General features: G+C 62.8%; 17 protein-coding genes. 7 read left to right on the plus strand and 10 right to left on the minus strand.

Translation table 11 applies throughout. The annotated features are described in order from the left end of the window. Positions 1–16: 16 nt before the first annotated feature. The 8 genes from chvE to GC125_RS07325 form a co-directional block, all read right to left on the minus strand. Positions 17–1084: a multiple monosaccharide ABC transporter substrate-binding protein gene (chvE, locus tag GC125_RS07290; RefSeq protein WP_151984999.1), complete on the minus strand. Its 1068-nt coding sequence runs from the start codon at positions 1082–1084 to the stop codon at positions 17–19. A gap of 149 nt (positions 1085–1233) precedes the next feature. Beyond that, on the minus strand, positions 1234–2088 hold the full coding sequence (locus tag GC125_RS07295) for an SMP-30/gluconolactonase/LRE family protein (RefSeq protein WP_151985001.1): 855 nt from the start codon (positions 2086–2088) through the stop codon (positions 1234–1236). Continuing rightward, positions 2085–3053, minus strand: a complete 969-nt coding sequence (gene yjfF, locus GC125_RS07300) for a galactofuranose ABC transporter, permease protein YjfF (RefSeq protein ID WP_199864685.1) — start codon at positions 3051–3053, stop codon at positions 2085–2087. The genes GC125_RS07295 and yjfF overlap by 4 nt, the downstream gene beginning before the upstream one ends. A gap of 2 nt (positions 3054–3055) precedes the next feature. Beyond that, positions 3056–4078 carry an ABC transporter permease gene (locus GC125_RS07305; RefSeq protein WP_151985006.1) on the minus strand — a complete coding sequence of 341 codons (1023 nt, stop codon included), beginning with the start codon at positions 4076–4078 and terminating at the stop codon, positions 3056–3058. Further along, positions 4078–5580: a sugar ABC transporter ATP-binding protein gene (locus GC125_RS07310; protein WP_151985008.1), complete on the minus strand. Its 1503-nt coding sequence runs from the start codon at positions 5578–5580 to the stop codon at positions 4078–4080. The genes GC125_RS07305 and GC125_RS07310 overlap by 1 nt, the downstream gene beginning before the upstream one ends. Before the next feature lie 61 nt (positions 5581–5641). Next, positions 5642–6589 (minus strand): galactofuranose ABC transporter, galactofuranose-binding protein YtfQ, encoded by a 948-nt coding sequence (gene ytfQ / locus GC125_RS07315; protein ID WP_151985010.1) that lies wholly within the window; start codon positions 6587–6589, stop codon positions 5642–5644. 164 nt (positions 6590–6753) lie between these two features. After that, entirely contained in the window at positions 6754–7746 is a 993-nt protein-coding gene (gene araD1, locus GC125_RS07320; protein ID WP_151985012.1) for an AraD1 family protein, read from the minus strand. 165 nt (positions 7747–7911) lie between these two features. Beyond that, the gene (locus GC125_RS07325; protein WP_286165611.1) at positions 7912–8892 is read right to left on the minus strand and encodes an aldose epimerase family protein; all 981 of its coding nucleotides are present in this window, start codon (positions 8890–8892) and stop codon (positions 7912–7914) included. A gap of 105 nt (positions 8893–8997) precedes the next feature. On the opposite strand from GC125_RS07325, the gene GC125_RS07330 reads away from it, so the two are divergent. Further along, positions 8998–9981: a LysR family transcriptional regulator gene (locus tag GC125_RS07330; protein WP_151985015.1), complete on the plus strand. Its 984-nt coding sequence runs from the start codon at positions 8998–9000 to the stop codon at positions 9979–9981. Between the two features lie 73 nt (positions 9982–10054). On the opposite strand, the gene GC125_RS07335 is transcribed toward GC125_RS07330, so the two are convergent. Beyond that, on the minus strand, positions 10055–10951 hold the full coding sequence (locus tag GC125_RS07335) for a LysR family transcriptional regulator (RefSeq protein ID WP_151985017.1): 897 nt from the start codon (positions 10949–10951) through the stop codon (positions 10055–10057). Positions 10952–11053: 102 nt separating this feature from the next. Between GC125_RS07335 and GC125_RS07340 the strand changes: the two genes are divergently transcribed. Next, positions 11054–12163: an aldo/keto reductase gene (locus tag GC125_RS07340; RefSeq protein ID WP_151985019.1), complete on the plus strand. Its 1110-nt coding sequence runs from the start codon at positions 11054–11056 to the stop codon at positions 12161–12163. 30 nt (positions 12164–12193) lie between these two features. On the opposite strand, the gene phnF is transcribed toward GC125_RS07340, so the two are convergent. Further along, entirely contained in the window at positions 12194–12928 is a 735-nt protein-coding gene (phnF, locus tag GC125_RS07345) for a phosphonate metabolism transcriptional regulator PhnF (protein ID WP_199864494.1), read from the minus strand. Positions 12929–13007: 79 nt separating this feature from the next. On the opposite strand from phnF, the gene phnG reads away from it, so the two are divergent. The 5 genes from phnG to phnK are packed head-to-tail and all read left to right on the plus strand — an operon-like array spanning position 13008 to position 16806. Then, positions 13008–13448, plus strand: a complete 441-nt coding sequence (gene phnG, locus GC125_RS07350) for a phosphonate C-P lyase system protein PhnG (protein WP_286165408.1) — start codon at positions 13008–13010, stop codon at positions 13446–13448. Positions 13449–13450: 2 nt separating this feature from the next. Next, positions 13451–14050: a phosphonate C-P lyase system protein PhnH gene (phnH, locus tag GC125_RS07355; RefSeq protein WP_151985023.1), complete on the plus strand. Its 600-nt coding sequence runs from the start codon at positions 13451–13453 to the stop codon at positions 14048–14050. Between the two features lies 1 nt (position 14051). Beyond that, positions 14052–15158 carry a carbon-phosphorus lyase complex subunit gene (locus tag GC125_RS07360; RefSeq protein WP_151985025.1) on the plus strand — a complete coding sequence of 369 codons (1107 nt, stop codon included), beginning with the start codon at positions 14052–14054 and terminating at the stop codon, positions 15156–15158. Next, a complete protein-coding gene (locus tag GC125_RS07365) occupies positions 15155–16033 on the plus strand; it encodes an alpha-D-ribose 1-methylphosphonate 5-phosphate C-P-lyase PhnJ (protein WP_151985027.1) in 879 nt (292 codons plus the stop codon). The genes GC125_RS07360 and GC125_RS07365 overlap by 4 nt, the downstream gene beginning before the upstream one ends. After that, the gene (phnK, locus tag GC125_RS07370; protein WP_151985029.1) at positions 16030–16806 is read left to right on the plus strand and encodes a phosphonate C-P lyase system protein PhnK; all 777 of its coding nucleotides are present in this window, start codon (positions 16030–16032) and stop codon (positions 16804–16806) included. Before GC125_RS07365 ends, phnK begins: the two co-directional genes overlap by 4 nt. Positions 16807–16811 lie beyond the last annotated feature (5 nt).

The following is a 16811-nucleotide window of genomic DNA, read 5'->3' on the forward strand; positions in this document are numbered from 1 at the left end:
GCTGTCCTTGGGAGGATCACTCGATCTCGGATGCTTCGTAGTAGCCGCTGTCGACCAGCAGTTCGCGCCAGTTCGCTTCGGTTACCGGAAGCGGCTCGAGCAGGTAGGACGGCACGATCTTGACGCCGTTGTCATAGGTCTCCGTGTCGTTGATCTCGGGCTCGCTGTCAGAAAGCACCGCATCCACCATGCCGACGGTGACGCGGGCAAGTTCACGCGTATCCTTGAAGATCGTCGAATACTGCTCGCCGGCGAGGATCGACTTTACCGATTGGACTTCGGCGTCCTGTCCGGTCACGATCGGCATTTCCATATCGCCGGATCCGTAGCCGACGCCCTTGAGCGACGAAAGGATGCCGATGGACAGGCCGTCATAGGGCGAAAGCACGCCATGCACCTGATCGTCGGTATAGTTGGCCGACAGAAGGTTATCCATGCGTGCCTGGGCAACCGAGCCATCCCAGCGCAGCGTGCCGACGGTCTGCATGCCGGTTTGTCCGGACTTCACCACGATATCGCCGCTGTCGATCAGCGGCTGGAGCACGGACATGGCGCCGTCGTAGAAGAAATAGGCGTTGTTGTCGTCCGGAGAGCCGCCGAAGAGCTCCACGTTCCAGGTTTCGACGTCGCCGAAACGCTCTTCCAGTCCGGCAACCAGCGTTTCAGCCTGCTGCACGCCGACCTGGAAATTGTCGAAGGTCGCGTAGTAGTCGACATTCTCGCTTTCGCGGATCAGCCGGTCATAGGCGATGACCTTGATCCCGGCGGCAGCCGCATTGGCGAGAGCGTTGGACAGGGTCGTGCCGTCGATGGCTGCGATTACGAGGACGTTGACGCCCTTGGTGATCATGTTCTCGACCTGAGCGAGCTGGTTTGGAATATCGTCTTCGGCGTATTGCAGGTCGGTTTCATAGCCGGCAGCTTCGAACTGCTCGACCATGGAATTGCCGTCCGAAATCCAGCGTGAGGAGGACTGGGTCGGCATGGCGATGCCGACGTAACCTTTGTCCTGGGCGAAGGCCGGCACCGCCAGCGTAGATGCAGAAAGCAGCGCTGCGGCAATCGCAGCTGAAAGATAGCGCATGAGTTCCTCCCATTGGCCGCGCGACAGCGCTGGCCTCGATCCGATCTCCTCATCGGACCCCGAGGGTTAGGCAAAAGAGATATGACGGTCAAATTCCGTATCGGACGAGTGATATATCGCCGCCGGTATACCTGAATGGCTGCCGGATCTCAGTCGATACCAACGGCCGGCTCGGCCCGCCCCCTGAGATCGAGACGGACCGCGTAGGTCAGGCCGTCTGCGGGACGGGGAGACGCGATGTTTTCGAGAGCACTCGTCACGAAGAGGGTCGAGAAGTCGGCTCCGCCGAATGCGGGGCACGAAACGTGCGCGGCCGGCAGAGGTACAACTCGCTTCAGCGTGCCGTCCGGTGCATAGCAGGCGACACGCGAAGCGCCCCATTGGGCATTCCAGAAACAGCCCTCCGCATCCGTCACGGCTCCGTCCGGCGAAATGTCCTCGGAGGCAAGGTCGAGGAATATCTCCGGCTCGCCCGTCGGCCACCCTTCAGGGTCCAATGCTACGGCGCGCACGATCCCGGATGCGGTGTCGGCGAAATAAGCCCTGCGTCCATCCGGCGCGAAACAGATGGCGTTGGGGATCGTGATGGCGCCGTAAAGCTTTTCGACGCGGCCCTGGAAGAAGCGGTAGATCGCACCTTTTCCTGGCTCGGCCTTCTTGCCCATCGTGCCGAACCAGAAGCCGCCGAATGGATCGGCGCGACCGTCGTTGGAACGGGTCGAAGCATCATCCGCCTCTACGGCAGCGATCGTCTTTCGCTCGCCGGTCGCGACGTCGAAGAGGCTGAGGCCGGTTTCACTGGCGATCAGCAACCGATCACGGTCGATCCAGCCTGCGGCCGATACGCATTCTCCGAAGCTCCATTCGAGAGGGCCGTCAGCTGACCGGCTGAGGAACTTGCCCGCGAGAATGTCGAACCAGAAGAGCTGGCCGCGCTCGGGATGCCAGAGCGCGCCTTCGCCCAGCATGCACGCGCGTCCGTCATGGACCGTGACCTCACTCATGCGCGCGCCGCGCCGAAGGCTGTCAGGCGAAGAAGGCCCTTCTGAAGCAGGATGAAGAGCAGGAGCAGCATGCCGATCACGATCTTCGTCCACCAGCTGGAAAGGCTCCCGTCGAAGACGAGGTACGTCTGGATGAGGCCCATCGTCAGCACGCCGAACAGAGTGCCGATCACGTAGCCGGCGCCGCCTGTCAGGATTGTCCCGCCGATCACGACGGCGGCGATCGCCGTCAGTTCGGTGCCGACGGTGGCGAGCGGGTAACCGGAGCCGGTGTAGACGGAGAATACCACGCCGGACAAGCCCGCCATCAGGCCGGAGAATGCGTAGATCAGGACGGTCGTTCGCCCGACATTGACCCCCATAAGCCGTGCGGTCTGTTCGCCGCCACCGAGGGCGAACACGCTTGCCCCAAACCGTGTGCGATGGCCGAGCAGGGCGCCTGCCAGTACGACCACAACCATCAGAACGCCGATCAGCGTCAACCGTCCCTTGCCAGGCATCAGCCAGTAGGCGTTTTGAATCGCAGCAAAGATGGGGTCGGTGATGGCGATCGAGTCAATCGTCAGCATGTAGGCGGCGCCGCGCGCGAGGAACATGCCGGCAAGCGTGACGATGAAGGCCGGCATGGCAAGCGCATGGATCAGCCACCCCATCGCTGCTCCGAAGGCGCTGGTGATTACCAGCAGTATGACGATCACGAGCGGCGCCGGCAGGTCGGTATCGCGCAGCATCACGGCGATGAACACGCCGGAGAATGCGATGACGGAGCCGACGGACAGGTCGATGCCACCCGATAGGATGACGATCGTCATCCCGACCGCCACGATGCCGAGATAGGCGTTGTCGGTCAGCAGATTGCCGACGACCCGGGTCGACAGGATGTTCGGGAACTGCAGGTAGCAGAGGAAATAGCCGACGATGAAGATGCCGATCGTCGTGAGCAGGGGATAGAGGCGCGGATTGATGGTCATGACGCTTCCTTCCGCTCTGCGCGTGCGGTGCGCCGTTCGCTGATCAGCGCCTTCAGATAGAACCAGTCGGCCGAGAGGTTCGGCGACTGCATCACGAGGATCACGAGGACCAGGCCGGCCTTGATGACGAGATTGTATTCCGACGGAAAGCCGGCAAGCACGATGCCCGTGTTGATCGTCTGGATGATCAATGCGCCGATCATCGCGCCGGCGATCGAGAAGCGTCCGCCGAGCAGCGAATTGCCGCCGATCACGACGGCCAGGATCGCGTCGAGTTCAAGCCACAGCCCGGCATTGTTCGCATCGGCGCCGCGGATGTCAGCTGTCGCTACGATACCTGCCAGCGCCGCGCAGAAACCGGATGCCATGTAGACCGCGACGAGGATGACGGTGGCGTTGACGCCGGCGAGCGCGCTTGCCGCACGGTTAATGCCCGTTGCTTCGATCAGAAGGCCAAGCGCGGTTCGCCGCATCAGTGCGGCGACAAGGATCGCCGTTGCAAGCCAAAGGATGGTGGGAAACGGGATGCCGTAGACCGTTCCCGAGCCGATAAACGCGAAATCGTCGTTGGAAAAGGTCAGGATGCGACCTTCAGTTATCAACTGGGCGATGCCTCGACCAGCCGTCATCAGGATCAGCGTCGCGACGATGGGCTGGATGCCGATGAGCGCGACGAGACAGCCGTTCCACAATCCGGCGGCGAGACCTGCCAGCAGCGCCAAGGCCAATGTCGCGGGCAGGCCGAAACCGGACGTGATCGCGTAGGCGGCGACGGCGCCGGCGATCGCCATGACGGTGCCGACGGAAAGATCGATCCCGCGCGTGGCGATGACGAGCGTCATCCCGACGGCGAGCAGTGCGACGGGTGCCGATCGCTTGAGCACATCCACGATCGGTCCGACAAAGCGTGTGCCATCGTAGGAGATCGAAATGAAGTTCGGGAAGAACATCGTCACGAGCGCGATGAGGGCTGCCAGCGTCAACAGCTGGGGCGTGATGCGTCGGAGCGTGCGTATCATCAAGCAGCCTCGGGCTGGGCAATGGCGCGGACGATGGCGTCCGTGCTGATGTCGGAGCCCGCGAGTTCGGTGACATGCCGCCGGTCGCGCACCACGATGACGCGATCGCAGACCGCGACAAGTTCCTCGAGTTCGGACGAGATGACGAGCACGGCCATGCCGGTTTTCGTGATCTCCTGGATCAGCCGGACGATCTCGGCATGGGCGCCGACGTCAATGCCGCGGGTGGGTTCGTCGAGGATCAGGAAGCGGGGGTTCATCGCCAGCCAGCGCGCGAGGACCACCTTCTGCTGGTTGCCGCCCGACAGCTCTCCGATCGGCTTGTCCGCGCTCGAGGTGCGGATATCGAGGCGCCCGATATAGCGTTCGGCAAGCGCATCCTGCTCCTGGCGCGAGATCTTCGACATCCAGCCGCGTTTGGCCTGCAGCGCCAGAATGATGTTTTCGCGCACCGACAGGTCGGCGATGATGCCATCGACCTTGCGGTCTTCCGGCGCAAAGCCGAAGCCGGCAGCGATCGCCTCGCGCGGGCTGCCGTGGGCGACGCGCCCCTGCTGATCGGACGCGCTGCCGGTATCGCTGGTGCGAACGCCGAAGAGAAGCTCTGCACTTTCGGTGCGCCCGGAGCCGAGCAGGCCGGCAAGTCCGATCACTTCGCCTTTGCCGACAGCCAGGTCGAAGGGTTCGATCATGCCGGCGCGGCCGACGGCTTTGAACGTGAGCAGCGGCCCGCGCTGAGCGTGATCCGAATCGGCATGCTTGCGGTGCTCGTGCGCCGCTTCCTCCAGATCGCGGCCAAGCATATGCGAGATCAGGCGCACGCGGTCGAGATTGGCGGTTTTCTCCGTAACGATCTTGCGTCCGTTTCTAAGCACGGTGACGCGATCGCAGATGGCGAAGACCTGATCGAGAAAATGCGAAACGAAGATGATGCCGAGGCCTTCGGCGCGAAGCTTGCGCACGATGGTGAACAGCATCCGCACCTCGGCCGCATCAAGGCTCGCGGTGGGCTCGTCGAGAATGAGAACCTTGCCCGAAAGCGCGACGGCTCGCGCGATGGCGATGATCTGGCGGATGGCGACCGAATAGGCGCCGAGGTCGCGGTCGACATCGATGTCGAGCCCGTAAGGCTCCAGCATCGCACGGGCCTGCGCTCTTTGCGCCCGCGCATCGACAAGGCCGAAGCGGCGTGGCTCGCGGCCGAATGTCAGGTTCTGCGCGACGGTGAGATTGGGCAGGAGGTTCACCTCCTGATACACGGTGCCGATGCCGAGCGCCTGCGCTTCGGCGGTCGACGATGGGTCGATCGACACGCCGTCCAGGCGGATTTCGCCAGCATCGCGTTCATAGGCGCCCGTCAGGCATTTGATCAGCGTGGATTTTCCTGCGCCGTTCTCGCCGAGCAGCGCGTGCACCTCGCCGGCTGCAAGCTCGAAATCCACGCTCTGCAGCGCCTTGGTGCCGACGAAGCTTTTCGACAGCGATGTGATCGACAGGAGCATCGGTTCTTTCCCGCAAGAAAACCGGGGCAATTGCTGCCCCGGTTCTGGTTGGCAGGATCTCTCAGTAACCGAGATCCTTGCGAGCCTCGTATTCGCCTGCCGGATCGTCGCCCTGGGTGTAAAGGCGCGATTCCGTCTGGATGAACTTCTCCGGTTCGGTGCCGTCTGCCCAGTAGGCTTCAAGAGCGTCGAAGGCAGGGCCGGCCATGTTCGGCGTCAGTTCCACCGTCGCATTCGCTTCACCTGCAGCCATGGCCTGGAAGATGTCAGGGACGGCGTCGATCGAGACGATCTTGATCTCTTCGCCCGGTGCAAGACCGGCTTCCTTGATGGCCTGGATGGCGCCGATCGCCATGTCGTCATTGTGGGCGTAGAGCGCGCAGATGTTTTCGCCACCGCCTTCGGCCTGCAGGAAGCTTTCCATCACGCTCTTGCCGCCGGCGCGGGTGAAGTCGCCGGTCTGGCTGCGAACGATCTCGACATTGGCATTGCCTTCGATGGCATTGCGGAAGCCTTGTGCCCGGTCGATAGCGGGCGACGAACCAGTGGTCCCCTGCAATTCGACCACGCGGCACTCCTCTTCACCGATCTCACCGAGCAGCCATTCGCCGGCCACTTCGCCTTCGTGAACGAGATCCGAACCGACGGCCGTCAGATAGAGATCGTCGGAGGAATCGACCTGACGGTCAAGAAGCACGACCGGAATCTCGGCCTCCTGGGCTTCCTGGAGCACGCTGTCCCAGCCCGTCGCGACGACAGGCGCGATGAGAATGGCGTCAACGCCCTGAGCGATGAATGAACGCAATGCTGCGATCTGGTTTTCCTGGCGCTGCTGCGCGTCGGAGAACTGAAGCGTATATCCGCGCTCTTCGGCCTGCTGCCGCGTGAGCGTCGTTTCGGCTGCACGCCAACCGGATTCCGATCCGATCTGCGAGAAGCCGACCGTCTGTGCTGATGCTGCTGCCGAAAGAGCGAGCAAGGCCGCTCCGGCAAGAAGTACTCTGGTCATGGTGTTCCTCCACTGTCCACGGGTGGGGCTATCGCGCCCAGCCATGCTCCTCCTCGGACCCGTCGGCGCCGGCCCCCTCGCGCTTGCGAACCGGCAGCTCGGCCGGATCGTGTCTTTTCCCGACATCGAAAGCGCAGCAAAATGCGCTTCGATGCGTCCTAAACTCAAAGCATGCGCACCGCTTGGCGCTTCTCCTGATGGAGCTGTCTTGCGATCGTCAGCCGGTTGGTCAGGGGCAGCCCGAAGGACGCAGCCTCGATCTCGAAAACATCGCCATCCTGCGCAGCGAACCCTTCGGCGAAGGACAGCGTCGCCGTGCCGAACATGTGGACGTGGACGTCACCCGGCCGGCGGAAGATGCCGTATTTGAAGTGATGATGCTCCAGATTGGCGATCGAATGGGACATGTTCGCCTCACCCGAAAGGAACGGCTTTTCAAAGACGACTTCTTGGCCACGCCGTATACGGCTCGTCCCTTCGATGCTGTCCGGCAAGGGGCCGACGAGCAGTTCCGGCCCGACCGCCGCCTGGCGCAGCTTGGAGTGCGCGAGATAGAGGTAGTTCCGCTTCTCCATGATGTGGTCGGAAAACTCATTGGCGAGCGCGAAGCCGACACGATAAGGCTCACCATCGTTGCCAATGACATAGATGCCGGCAATTTCGGGCTCTTCACCGCCGTCTTCGGCATAGGCAGGGCATGCAAGCGCGCCACAAGGCGCGACCAGCGCGTCGCCATTGCCTTTGTAGAACCATTCCGGCTGCACGCCCGGTGCGCCGTTCAAGGGCTTGCCGCCTTCGAGACCCATGCGGAACATCCGCATGGAATCGGTCTCGTTATCGCTAGCCTTCTCGTGCATGGCCGCGCGTGTCGATGCCGATCCCAGATGGGTCAGCCCGGTTCCCGTCAGGTGCAGGTGGCTCGGATCCGGATGCAGGACGGGCGGCAGGAGCCGGCCATCGGCGCAGAGCGATGCCAGGTCCACGGCTTTGCGCAGGCCAAGATCAAGGATCGACGATCTGAGATCGGCGCCATCGTTCGCGCAGGCTAAGGCCAAATCGTAAAGCGATGCATCGGTCGCGACGTCGTAGGCTTCCGTGCCCTCGCGAGCAACGATCTGAGCCTTCCCATCCTCGCGACGGTACTGTGAAAGCAGCAATTCGGACCTCCTCCATACCCTCTCGGCGACCGCGGCGGCGCGGTGGCGAAGAAGTGCGGTCCGCAGTCTCCCCCCGCAGACCTCATAATGTGAGCCCGTGGGTACCATCGGCTGATATGCGGTACAAATTCCGATATTTGCCGAAGCTATACCACTCCGGCCATATCACTTGTCAAAGCGGCGGAATTCGAAGTGCGTTTCGTTCTTGTAGACATCTCCCGGGCGCAGGATGGCATCTGGAAAATTCGGGCGGTTTGGCGCATCGGGCCAAGCCTGCGTTTCGAGGGCGAGGCCGGCGAATGACGGGAGGCTGGTTCCCGCTTCGTCGACGGAAAATTGCGTGTTTTCGCCATCGTAGAATTGCAAACCGGGCTCGGTCGTCGAAACATGGAGCGCGATACCCGCGACAGGATCCTCGAGAATGGCCGCCAGGCGAAGTGGTGCGGGATGTTCGCCAAGACAGAAATTGTGGTCGTATCGATGCTCGCCAATGCGGCGTGGTTGCCGAAAGTCGAAAGCGGTTCGTTCGACCGGCGCGATATCGCCGGTCGGGATCAGGTCTGCGTCGACCGGCAGATAATGCGCGGCGTTAATGGTCAGCATCTGCTGCCGGATGTCTCCTTTGCCCAAACGGAAATAGGCATGGTTGGTAATGCTGCAGGGTGTGGCGCGGTTCGTCCTTGCCGTCGTCGTGACCCTGAGGGAGGAGGGCGCCTCGACCTCATAGCGCGTGTCGATGTGCATCTTGCCTGGAAACCCCTCGTCGCCGTCCGGCAACTCGATCGTCAAGGTGACATGCCGATCGCTATGGTCGGCGAGGTTCCAGATCCGGGCGTGCAGACCAGTGCTTCCGCCGTGCAGTGTGTGGCGGTCGAGAAAATTCGGGGTTGTCGCAAAGGGGGCGCCATCGATGGAGAATCGTGCGTTGCCGATGCGATTGGCAAACCGGCCAACCATCGCTCCGAAATAAGCCATGGAGCCGAGATAGGGTTCGAGCGTTGGAGCGCCGATGACGAGCGACTGGTCGAGCCCCACCATCTCGAGCGACTGCAGCCGTGCACCATGGGTCAGGATGCGTGCCTTCAAGGCTCCCGCCTGAATGTCGAGCCCGACGACCTCTTGCCCATCGGGCATCGTTCCGAACACAGCCAAACCGTTCACTCCGTTGCATGCTCTAAGCCAGCGTTGCTAGAAGTCGACATGCGCGTCAAATCGCGTTTCAGCTTCGAGAAATAACAGTATGGTCATGTCATGAGCCAGGCCGAGGGTCTTAACAGCCAGAACCACCTCGTCCGCAAGGGACTGAAATTCTCGCAGTTGCGCCTGCTTGCGGTTTTGCGGGACACGGGCCAGATCGGGGCGGCGGCCGAACAGGTCGGCATGACGCAGCCGGCTGCTTCGCGTCTCATGGCACAGCTGGAAGAGATGATCGGAACGCCGATCTTCACCCGCCATGCGCGTGGCGTCTCCTTGACGGAAGCCGGCCACATCATGGCCGATCAGGCGGTTCGGACCCTGCGAGAACTCGACCTCTCCCAGGAGCGGGTTGTCCAAGCCATCCAGGGAACGCGCGGTCTCGTGCGCATTGGATCGGTGACCGGCCCTTCGCTAGAACTGATCCTGCCACTGGTGCGCGAAATCCGCGTGCTCTCGCCAGCCGTCGAGATTGCGGTTCAGGTCGATACGTCGAACAAGCTCGCGGAAGCGCTGCTTGCGCGTGAACTGGATTTCTACGTCGGCCGCATTCCCGATGGCGTCCATGCACAGCCTTTTGCGGTGTCCGATATTGGCGACGAACCGATCGGCCTCGTGGTGCGCGCCGATCATCCCCTGACACGGATCGATCCGTTGTCGCTCGACCGGTGCCTCGATTACGATTGGGTCATGCAGCCGCCGGGCGGCCTTCTGCGGCGCACTGCGGAGGATTACATCCTGTCCAAGGGGCTGCGTCTTCCCCGCCGCGTGCTCGGCACCGCGTCCACGCTATTCACCCTCGCGCTCGTGCAGAAAACCAACGCTATCGCGCCGCTGGCGCGGGCGGTTGCGGAATTCTTCATCGACAGCAGTGGCCTCGGTAGCCGGCTCGCCACATTGCCCGTGGCGCCCGACCTGACGGTCAAGACCTACGGCATCGTAACCCGCCAGGAGCGCGATCTTTCTCCCGCCGCCGAGACGATCCTTGCAACGCTCCTGCGCCGCTGTTCGCCCGGGAAGGACGGCGTGGACGCCGGCTGAGGCCAAGCGGCAATGACCGACTGATATGAGTGGAACTGCCATCGGCTGCTGCGATTCCGCAGAGCCGTCCGGATCACGCGTTTCGTGTTCTCAGCGTTTCGATCAACGCACGAAGGGCTGGCGGGCTCTGGCGCCGGCTCGAATGGTAGAGGTAGCAGCCTGGGAAGATCGGGCACCATTCGTGCAGGACCTGGACGAGGCGACCCGAAGCCAGGTCGTCGGCCACGTCCTGCTCCAGGATATAACCGAGTCCAGCCCCTGCACGCACGGCTGCGGCAGCAAGGGGGCCATCGTTTACAACGAGAGGGCCCGATGTCTGGATCCGAATGTCTTTTCCCGCGTGAGAGAATTCCCAAGGCAGCAAGCCGCCGGACGTGGAAAGCCGATAGTTGATGCAGGCATGACGCTCGAGGTCATAGGGCGAAGTCGGCGGCGGATTTCGCCGGAAATAGTCCGGTGTGGCCACGACGATGGTGCGCAGATCCGGGCCAACCCGCACCGCCACCATGTCCTTCTCCAGCGTCTCGCCGAAACGAATTCCAGCATCGAAGCCGGCACTGACGATATCGACCAATGCGTCTTGGATGTCCACTTCGACCCTCACCTGCGGGTTGGCGATCAGGAATTCGGGAAGCCGAGGCTCAAGCACTGTTCTTGCCGCCCAGCCGAACGTCGTTATCCGCAACAAGCCGGATGGATTGTCTCGCCATTCGTCGAGATCCGAGACGCCGCGTTCGATTGCCGAAAGTGCCGGCGCGAGCGAAGCCAGAAGCTGCTCGCCTGCGGACGTCGTGGACACACTTCGAGTGGTGCGCGACAGCAGTCTGACCCCTAGACGGGCCTCCAAGCCGCGCATGGCATGGCTGAGCGCCGACGGCGATACGCCCAGCATCGCGGCCGCGCGCGTGAAACTGCCCTCGCGCGCAATGGTGGCGAACAACGCAAGATCATTGAATGGCAAGCGTTCCATTGCTGCAATCTGCTCACAAGCTTATGCGGCGCGCAACGGCTAATCCGCATGGGGGGACCGCCCTATCTCCGGGTCGACATATGGCCAAAGAAGGGAATTCTCATGAGCCTCGCGTATCATCGAACACTCGGCGCTTCCGGATTGATCGTCAGCCCGCTCGCGCTCGGAACCATGACCTTCGGCACTGGACGCTGGGGCACCGACGACGATGCCTCGCGTGCCATTCTGCACGCTTATGTCGATGCGGGCGGCAATTTCGTCGACACGGCCGACATCTATTCAGGCGGGCAAAGCGAGGACATGCTGGGCCGCTATATTGCGGACGCCGGATTACGCGACAGGCTGGTGATCGCCACCAAGTCCGGCTTCTCCCGCACGGAAGGCACGGCGCTTGCCGGCGGCAACGGCAAGAAGAACATTCGCGCAAGCCTGGAAGCCTCGCTGAAACGACTTCGTACCGACTACATCGACATGTACTGGATGCATGTCTGGGACCGCACGACGCCTGCGGAAGAGGTTCTCGGCACGTTGACCGACGCGGTGCGCGCCGGAAAGATCCTGCACTACGGCTTTTCCAATACACCGAGCTGGTATGTGGCCAAGATCGCGACGCTCGCAGCCGCGCACGGCCTGCCGAAGCCTGTCGGCCTGCAATACAGCTATTCACTGATCGATCGCGGCGTGGAACTGGAGATCGCTCCGGCAGCGGCAGAGTTCGGCCTGGGTCTGGTGCCCTGGAGCCCGCTCGGGGGCGGCCTGCTGACAGGCAAATACGGTCGCGACATGCTTGCCCGGGCGAGCGTCATGCCGGCGATGCCCGATAGCGCCAGCACTGCGGAGCCCGAAAGCAGCACGGGTCGCCTTGCCGGCGACAATCCGTTTGGCGGTATGCTTTTCACCGAAAGAAACTTCGACGTCGTCGACGAAGTTCGAAAAATCGCTGAGGAAACCGGCAAGTCGATGGCCCAGGTCAGCCTGGCCTGGGTGGCCGCTCGTCCGCTTGTCTCCTCGGTGTTGATCGGAGCGAGCAGTGCCGACCAGCTTAGGCAAAACATCGGTTCGCTGGACGTCTCGATCTCGGCAGAGCAGTTGCAGAGGCTTGATGCGGCGACGGCCATGCCGCTTCCCAACCCCTATTACATATTCCAGCTGCCTCGCCCCATGCTGTTCGGAGGCAGTGCGGTAACGCCTTGGGCCGTGGCGCCGCACTGACCGTCGCTTCGGTCGCCTCGATGCCTTGCCTTAGTGCTCGATCCGCAATTCGATACGGTCGGCGGCGAAGCGGGTTCGGGTGAGGTGGAAGACCTTGCCGTCGAGCGTGGCGTTGGTCCCGGTCGCCACGAGGACGATCGAGCCCTTGGGCAGGTCGAGATGGACGAGCTCGGCCTCGCCGGCGCCCTCGGCCAGCACGCGGGTTTCGCGGCGAATGTAATCGTCGATTCCGAAATGGCTGAAGGACGCGGTCATCGATCGCGTCCTGGCAAACGTCTCGGCAAGGCCGTTGAATCTGCGGGCGTCCAGCCAGTGCGTCGCAAGCGAGATCGGGCGGTCTTCCGCTATGCTCATCGTCTCCAGCTCGAGCACGCTATCGCCCGGGCTGAGACCGAGCTCTTCGGCGATACTCGGTATAGCGTCGTGTTCCTGCGCGTTCAGCAGTCGACTTTCGACCGACGCGACCTGACCGGATAGACCGGTGCTGAGCCTTGTGCGAAGGCGTATCGGGTAGGACAGGCGCCCTGAGCGGGTGACGATGGTGCCGAGACCGTGTCGGGTCTCGACCAACCCCTCCGCGGCGAGATGCGCGATTGCCGCGCGTACGGTGTGTCGATTGACCCCGAACTGTCGTCCGATCTCGAATTCGGACGGCAGCTTGGCAGCGGGCGGGAACTCGCCGCGATCGATCGCGCCACGCAGCTGATCCGCAACCTGCCGCCAGAGCGCGACGCCGCTTCTGGAAATGCTCACCCTGCCTACCATCGTCACAGCCTTGTCATGGATCATCCGTAGTGTAGGCTACAGTTGTCTATATAAACAGACAAGTGACGGGATGGTTTCGATGAGTTGGGACGGCCGCAAGGAAGCGATGGGTCTACTTGCCCGCGCGGACATGACAGTACTGGATCGCCTGTGCCAGCAGGCTGGCCTGCCTCGGGAAACGCGCGTCGTTCGCCCGCCGGAAACCGGCCTTGTGACCCTGCGCGGCCGCATCGGCGGCGGCGGTTCACCGTTCAACGTCGGAGAGGTGACCGTAACCCGGGCGAGCGTCGAACTCGACGGATTCGTCGGCCATGCCTATGCCCTCGGCCGCGACCGAAAGAAGGCTCTGCAGTCGGCCATTTGCGACGCACTTTGCCAGGACGAGACGCGGCGCGAGACGATCGAGCGGCAGATCCTCGACCCACTCCGCACCGCGGAGCGGGAGGCCGACACGAGGCGTGCAGAAGAGACCGCCGCGACGAAGGTCGACTTTTTCACCATGGTTCGCGGCGAGGACTGAGCATGACCGCTTTTGCAAGACAGCAACCGGCCGATCCGGTCTTCCGTGCGCAGGCCAACTTTCGGGCATTGATGGACGCACTGTCTCGTCCGGGCACAATTCAGCGCCTGTCTGTCGACGATGGGGCCATGGGGCTCGATGCGGATCTGGCCGCCGTCGCACTGACGCTCGTCGATCACGAGACTTCGGTGTGGCTGAGCCCGTCGCTCAGCGACGATCGCAAAGCTCGGGAGTGGCTCGCCTTCGCAACCGGCGCTCCGCAAGTCGATGCGCCGGAACTCGCCGCCTTCGCGCTCATTGCCGAGGCCGATCCGCTTCCGGACTTCAAATTCTTCGGGCAGGGCACGCAGGAATATCCCGACCGCTCGACAACCATCGTCAAAGCCTGTGGGGGCCTGACGCATGGACCGCGCCTGACCTGCTCCGGGCCGGGCATCAAGTCGACACTGACCATCACGCCTGCCGGTCTCGGCACGGACTTCGTCGAACGCTGGTCAGAGAACCGCGCGCAATATCCGCGCGGTGTCGATCTCATCTTGTGTGCCGGGGGCGCCGTGATGGGCATGCCGCGCACTCTCACCATCGAACGCCTGGAGGTCTGATATGTATGTTGCCGTCAAGGGTGGCGAAAAGGCGATCGTCAATGCGCACCGGCTTCTGGCTGACCGTCGTCGCGGCAGCCGCGACCTGCCGGCGATCGGGCTCGACCAGATCGTCGAGCAGCTGGCGCTCGGGGTCGATCGGGTGATGTCCGAAGGATCGCTTTATGATCGCGAACTCGCAGCACTCGCCGTTCGGCAGGCGCGGGGCGATCTGATCGAGGCGATCTTTCTCCTGCGAGCCTATCGGACCACGCTCAGCCGCTTTGGCTATTCGCGCCCGGTCGAGACGGGAGAAATGCGGATAGAGCGGCGCGTTTCGGCAACTTTCAAGGATCTGCCCGGCGGACAGCTGCTCGGGCCGACCTTCGACTACACGCATCGCCTGCTCGATCCGGCGCTGGCCGGCGACGATGCGGTTCCCGAAGGCACGCGGCTGAGCGTCGAAGATGAATCACCGCCGCCGCGCGTGTCCGCGCTTCTTGCCGAAGAAGGACTGGTGGAAGAAGACGGCAGCGTGGACAGCGACCATATCGCCGACATCACCCGCGAGCCGCAGGAATATCCGATGGGTCGCGACGGTCGGCTTCAATCTCTGGCACGCGGCGATGAAGGCTTCCTATTGGCGCTCGCCTATTCGACGCAGCGCGGCTTCGGTCGCTCTCATCCCTTTGCCGGTGAAATCCGCATCGGCGAGGTGGAGGTGGAGCTTGATATTCCCGAACTCGATTTCGCCGTGCCGCTCGGGCGTGTGCGCGTCACCGAATGCCAGATGATCAACCAGTTCAAGGGCTCGGCAAAGGCACCGCCGCAATTCACCCGAGGGTACGGCCTCGTCTTCGGCCAATCGGAGCGCAAGGCGATGGCGATGGCGCTGTGCGACCGGGCGTTGAGGGCGCAAGAGCTGGGTGAAGAAAGTCGCGCGCCGGCGCAGGACGAAGAGTTCGTGCTTTCCCATTGCGACAACGTGCAGGCCACCGGATTTGTCGAGCACTTGAAGCTGCCGCACTACGTCGATTTCCAAGCTGAACTCGATCTCGTGCGCCGCATGCGCGCGGTACACGAAACACAAAACGAGACTGCCGAAGACCAGCGCGAGGCCGCGGAATGACCGGGGAACCCTTCTACAATTTCGCCTATCTGGACGAGCAGACAAAGCGCATGATCCGGCGCGCGATCCTGAAGGCGATCGCGATACCCGGCTATCAGGTGCCTTTCGCCAGTCGCGAAATGCCGATGCCCTACGGCTGGGGCACCGGAGGCGTCCAGGTGACTGCCGCCATCATCGGCCAGGACGACGTGCTCAAGGTGATCGATCAAGGCGCGGACGACACGACGAATGCCGTCTCAATCCGTGCATTCTTCCAGAAAGTCACCAATGTCAGCGTGACCACCGACACCGCCGCCGCGACGATCATCCAGACCCGTCACCGCATTCCCGAGCATCCGCTGAGCGACGGCCAGATCATCGTCTACCAGGTGCCGATCCCCGAGCCGCTACGCTTCCTCGAGCCGCGCGAAACCGAGACGCGGACGATGCATGCGCTTGAGGAATACGGACTAATGCACGTCAAGCTCTACGAGGACATCGCCCGTCACGGCGAGATCGCGACGACCTATGCTTATCCGGTAAAGGTGGAGGGTCGCTATGTGATGGACCCTTCGCCGACACCGAAATTCGATAACCCGAAGATGCACATGTCGCCGGCGTTGCAGCTTTTCGGGGCAGGGCGCGAGCGTCGCATCTATGCGATCCCACCCTATAGCGACGTCGTGAGCCTCGATTTCGACGATCATCCCTTCACCGTCCAGAGCTTCGACAAGCCCTGTGCATTGTGTGGCGCGGACGATGTCTATCTCGACGAGGTGATCATGGACGATCGCGGCACGCGCATGTTCGTCTGCTCCGACACGGCGCACTGCGATGGGCGACGCTCGGAAGGTCATGTCGGGAAACAGGCAACTGTCGAGGAGGCACGGCGATGAGCGATCTGCCTCTGATGACGGCACGCGGCGTCACGAAGATCTATGGAGAGCGCATCGGCTGCGAAGCCGTCGACCTCGACATCCATCCGAGCGAAATCGTCGCGATCGTCGGCGAATCCGGATCGGGAAAGACCACCCTCCTAAATTGCCTTTCGGCGCGGCTCGCCCCTTCGTCCGGGAGCATCGAATACCGCATGCGCGATGGTCGGCTGCAGGATCTTTATGCGATGGGCGAGGCCGAACGCAGGTTCCTCATGCGCACCGACTGGGGCTTCGTGCACCAGAACCCGGCCGATGGCCTACGCATGGGTGTGTCGGCCGGCGCCAATGTCGGCGAGCGCTTGATGGCTGTCGGTGAGCGCCACTACGGGCGGATCCGCGATACCGCTCTCGACTGGCTGGAGCGTGTCGAAATCGCGACAGACCGCATCGACGATCGACCGAATGCGTTCTCCGGCGGCATGCGCCAGCGGCTCCAGATCGCGCGCAACCTCGTCACCGGGCCACGCCTCGTCTTTATGGACGAGCCGACCGGCGGTCTCGATGTTTCCGTCCAGGCCCGGCTTCTCGATCTGCTGCGCGGGCTCGTCGGCGAATTGGGCCTTGCGGCCATCGTCGTCACTCATGACCTCGCCGTGGCGCGCCTGCTCTCGCAGCGGATCATGGTGATGAAGGACGGCCGCGTCATCGAGCACGGTTTGACCGATCGCGTGCTCGATGATCCGCGCGAGCCCTATACGCAGCTTCTCGTCTCTTCCATCCTGCAGGTGTGAGTGCA

Origin of the sequence: Rhizobium sp. EC-SD404 (assembly GCF_902498825.1) — a bacterium.
Classification (GTDB): domain Bacteria; phylum Pseudomonadota; class Alphaproteobacteria; order Rhizobiales; family Rhizobiaceae; genus Georhizobium.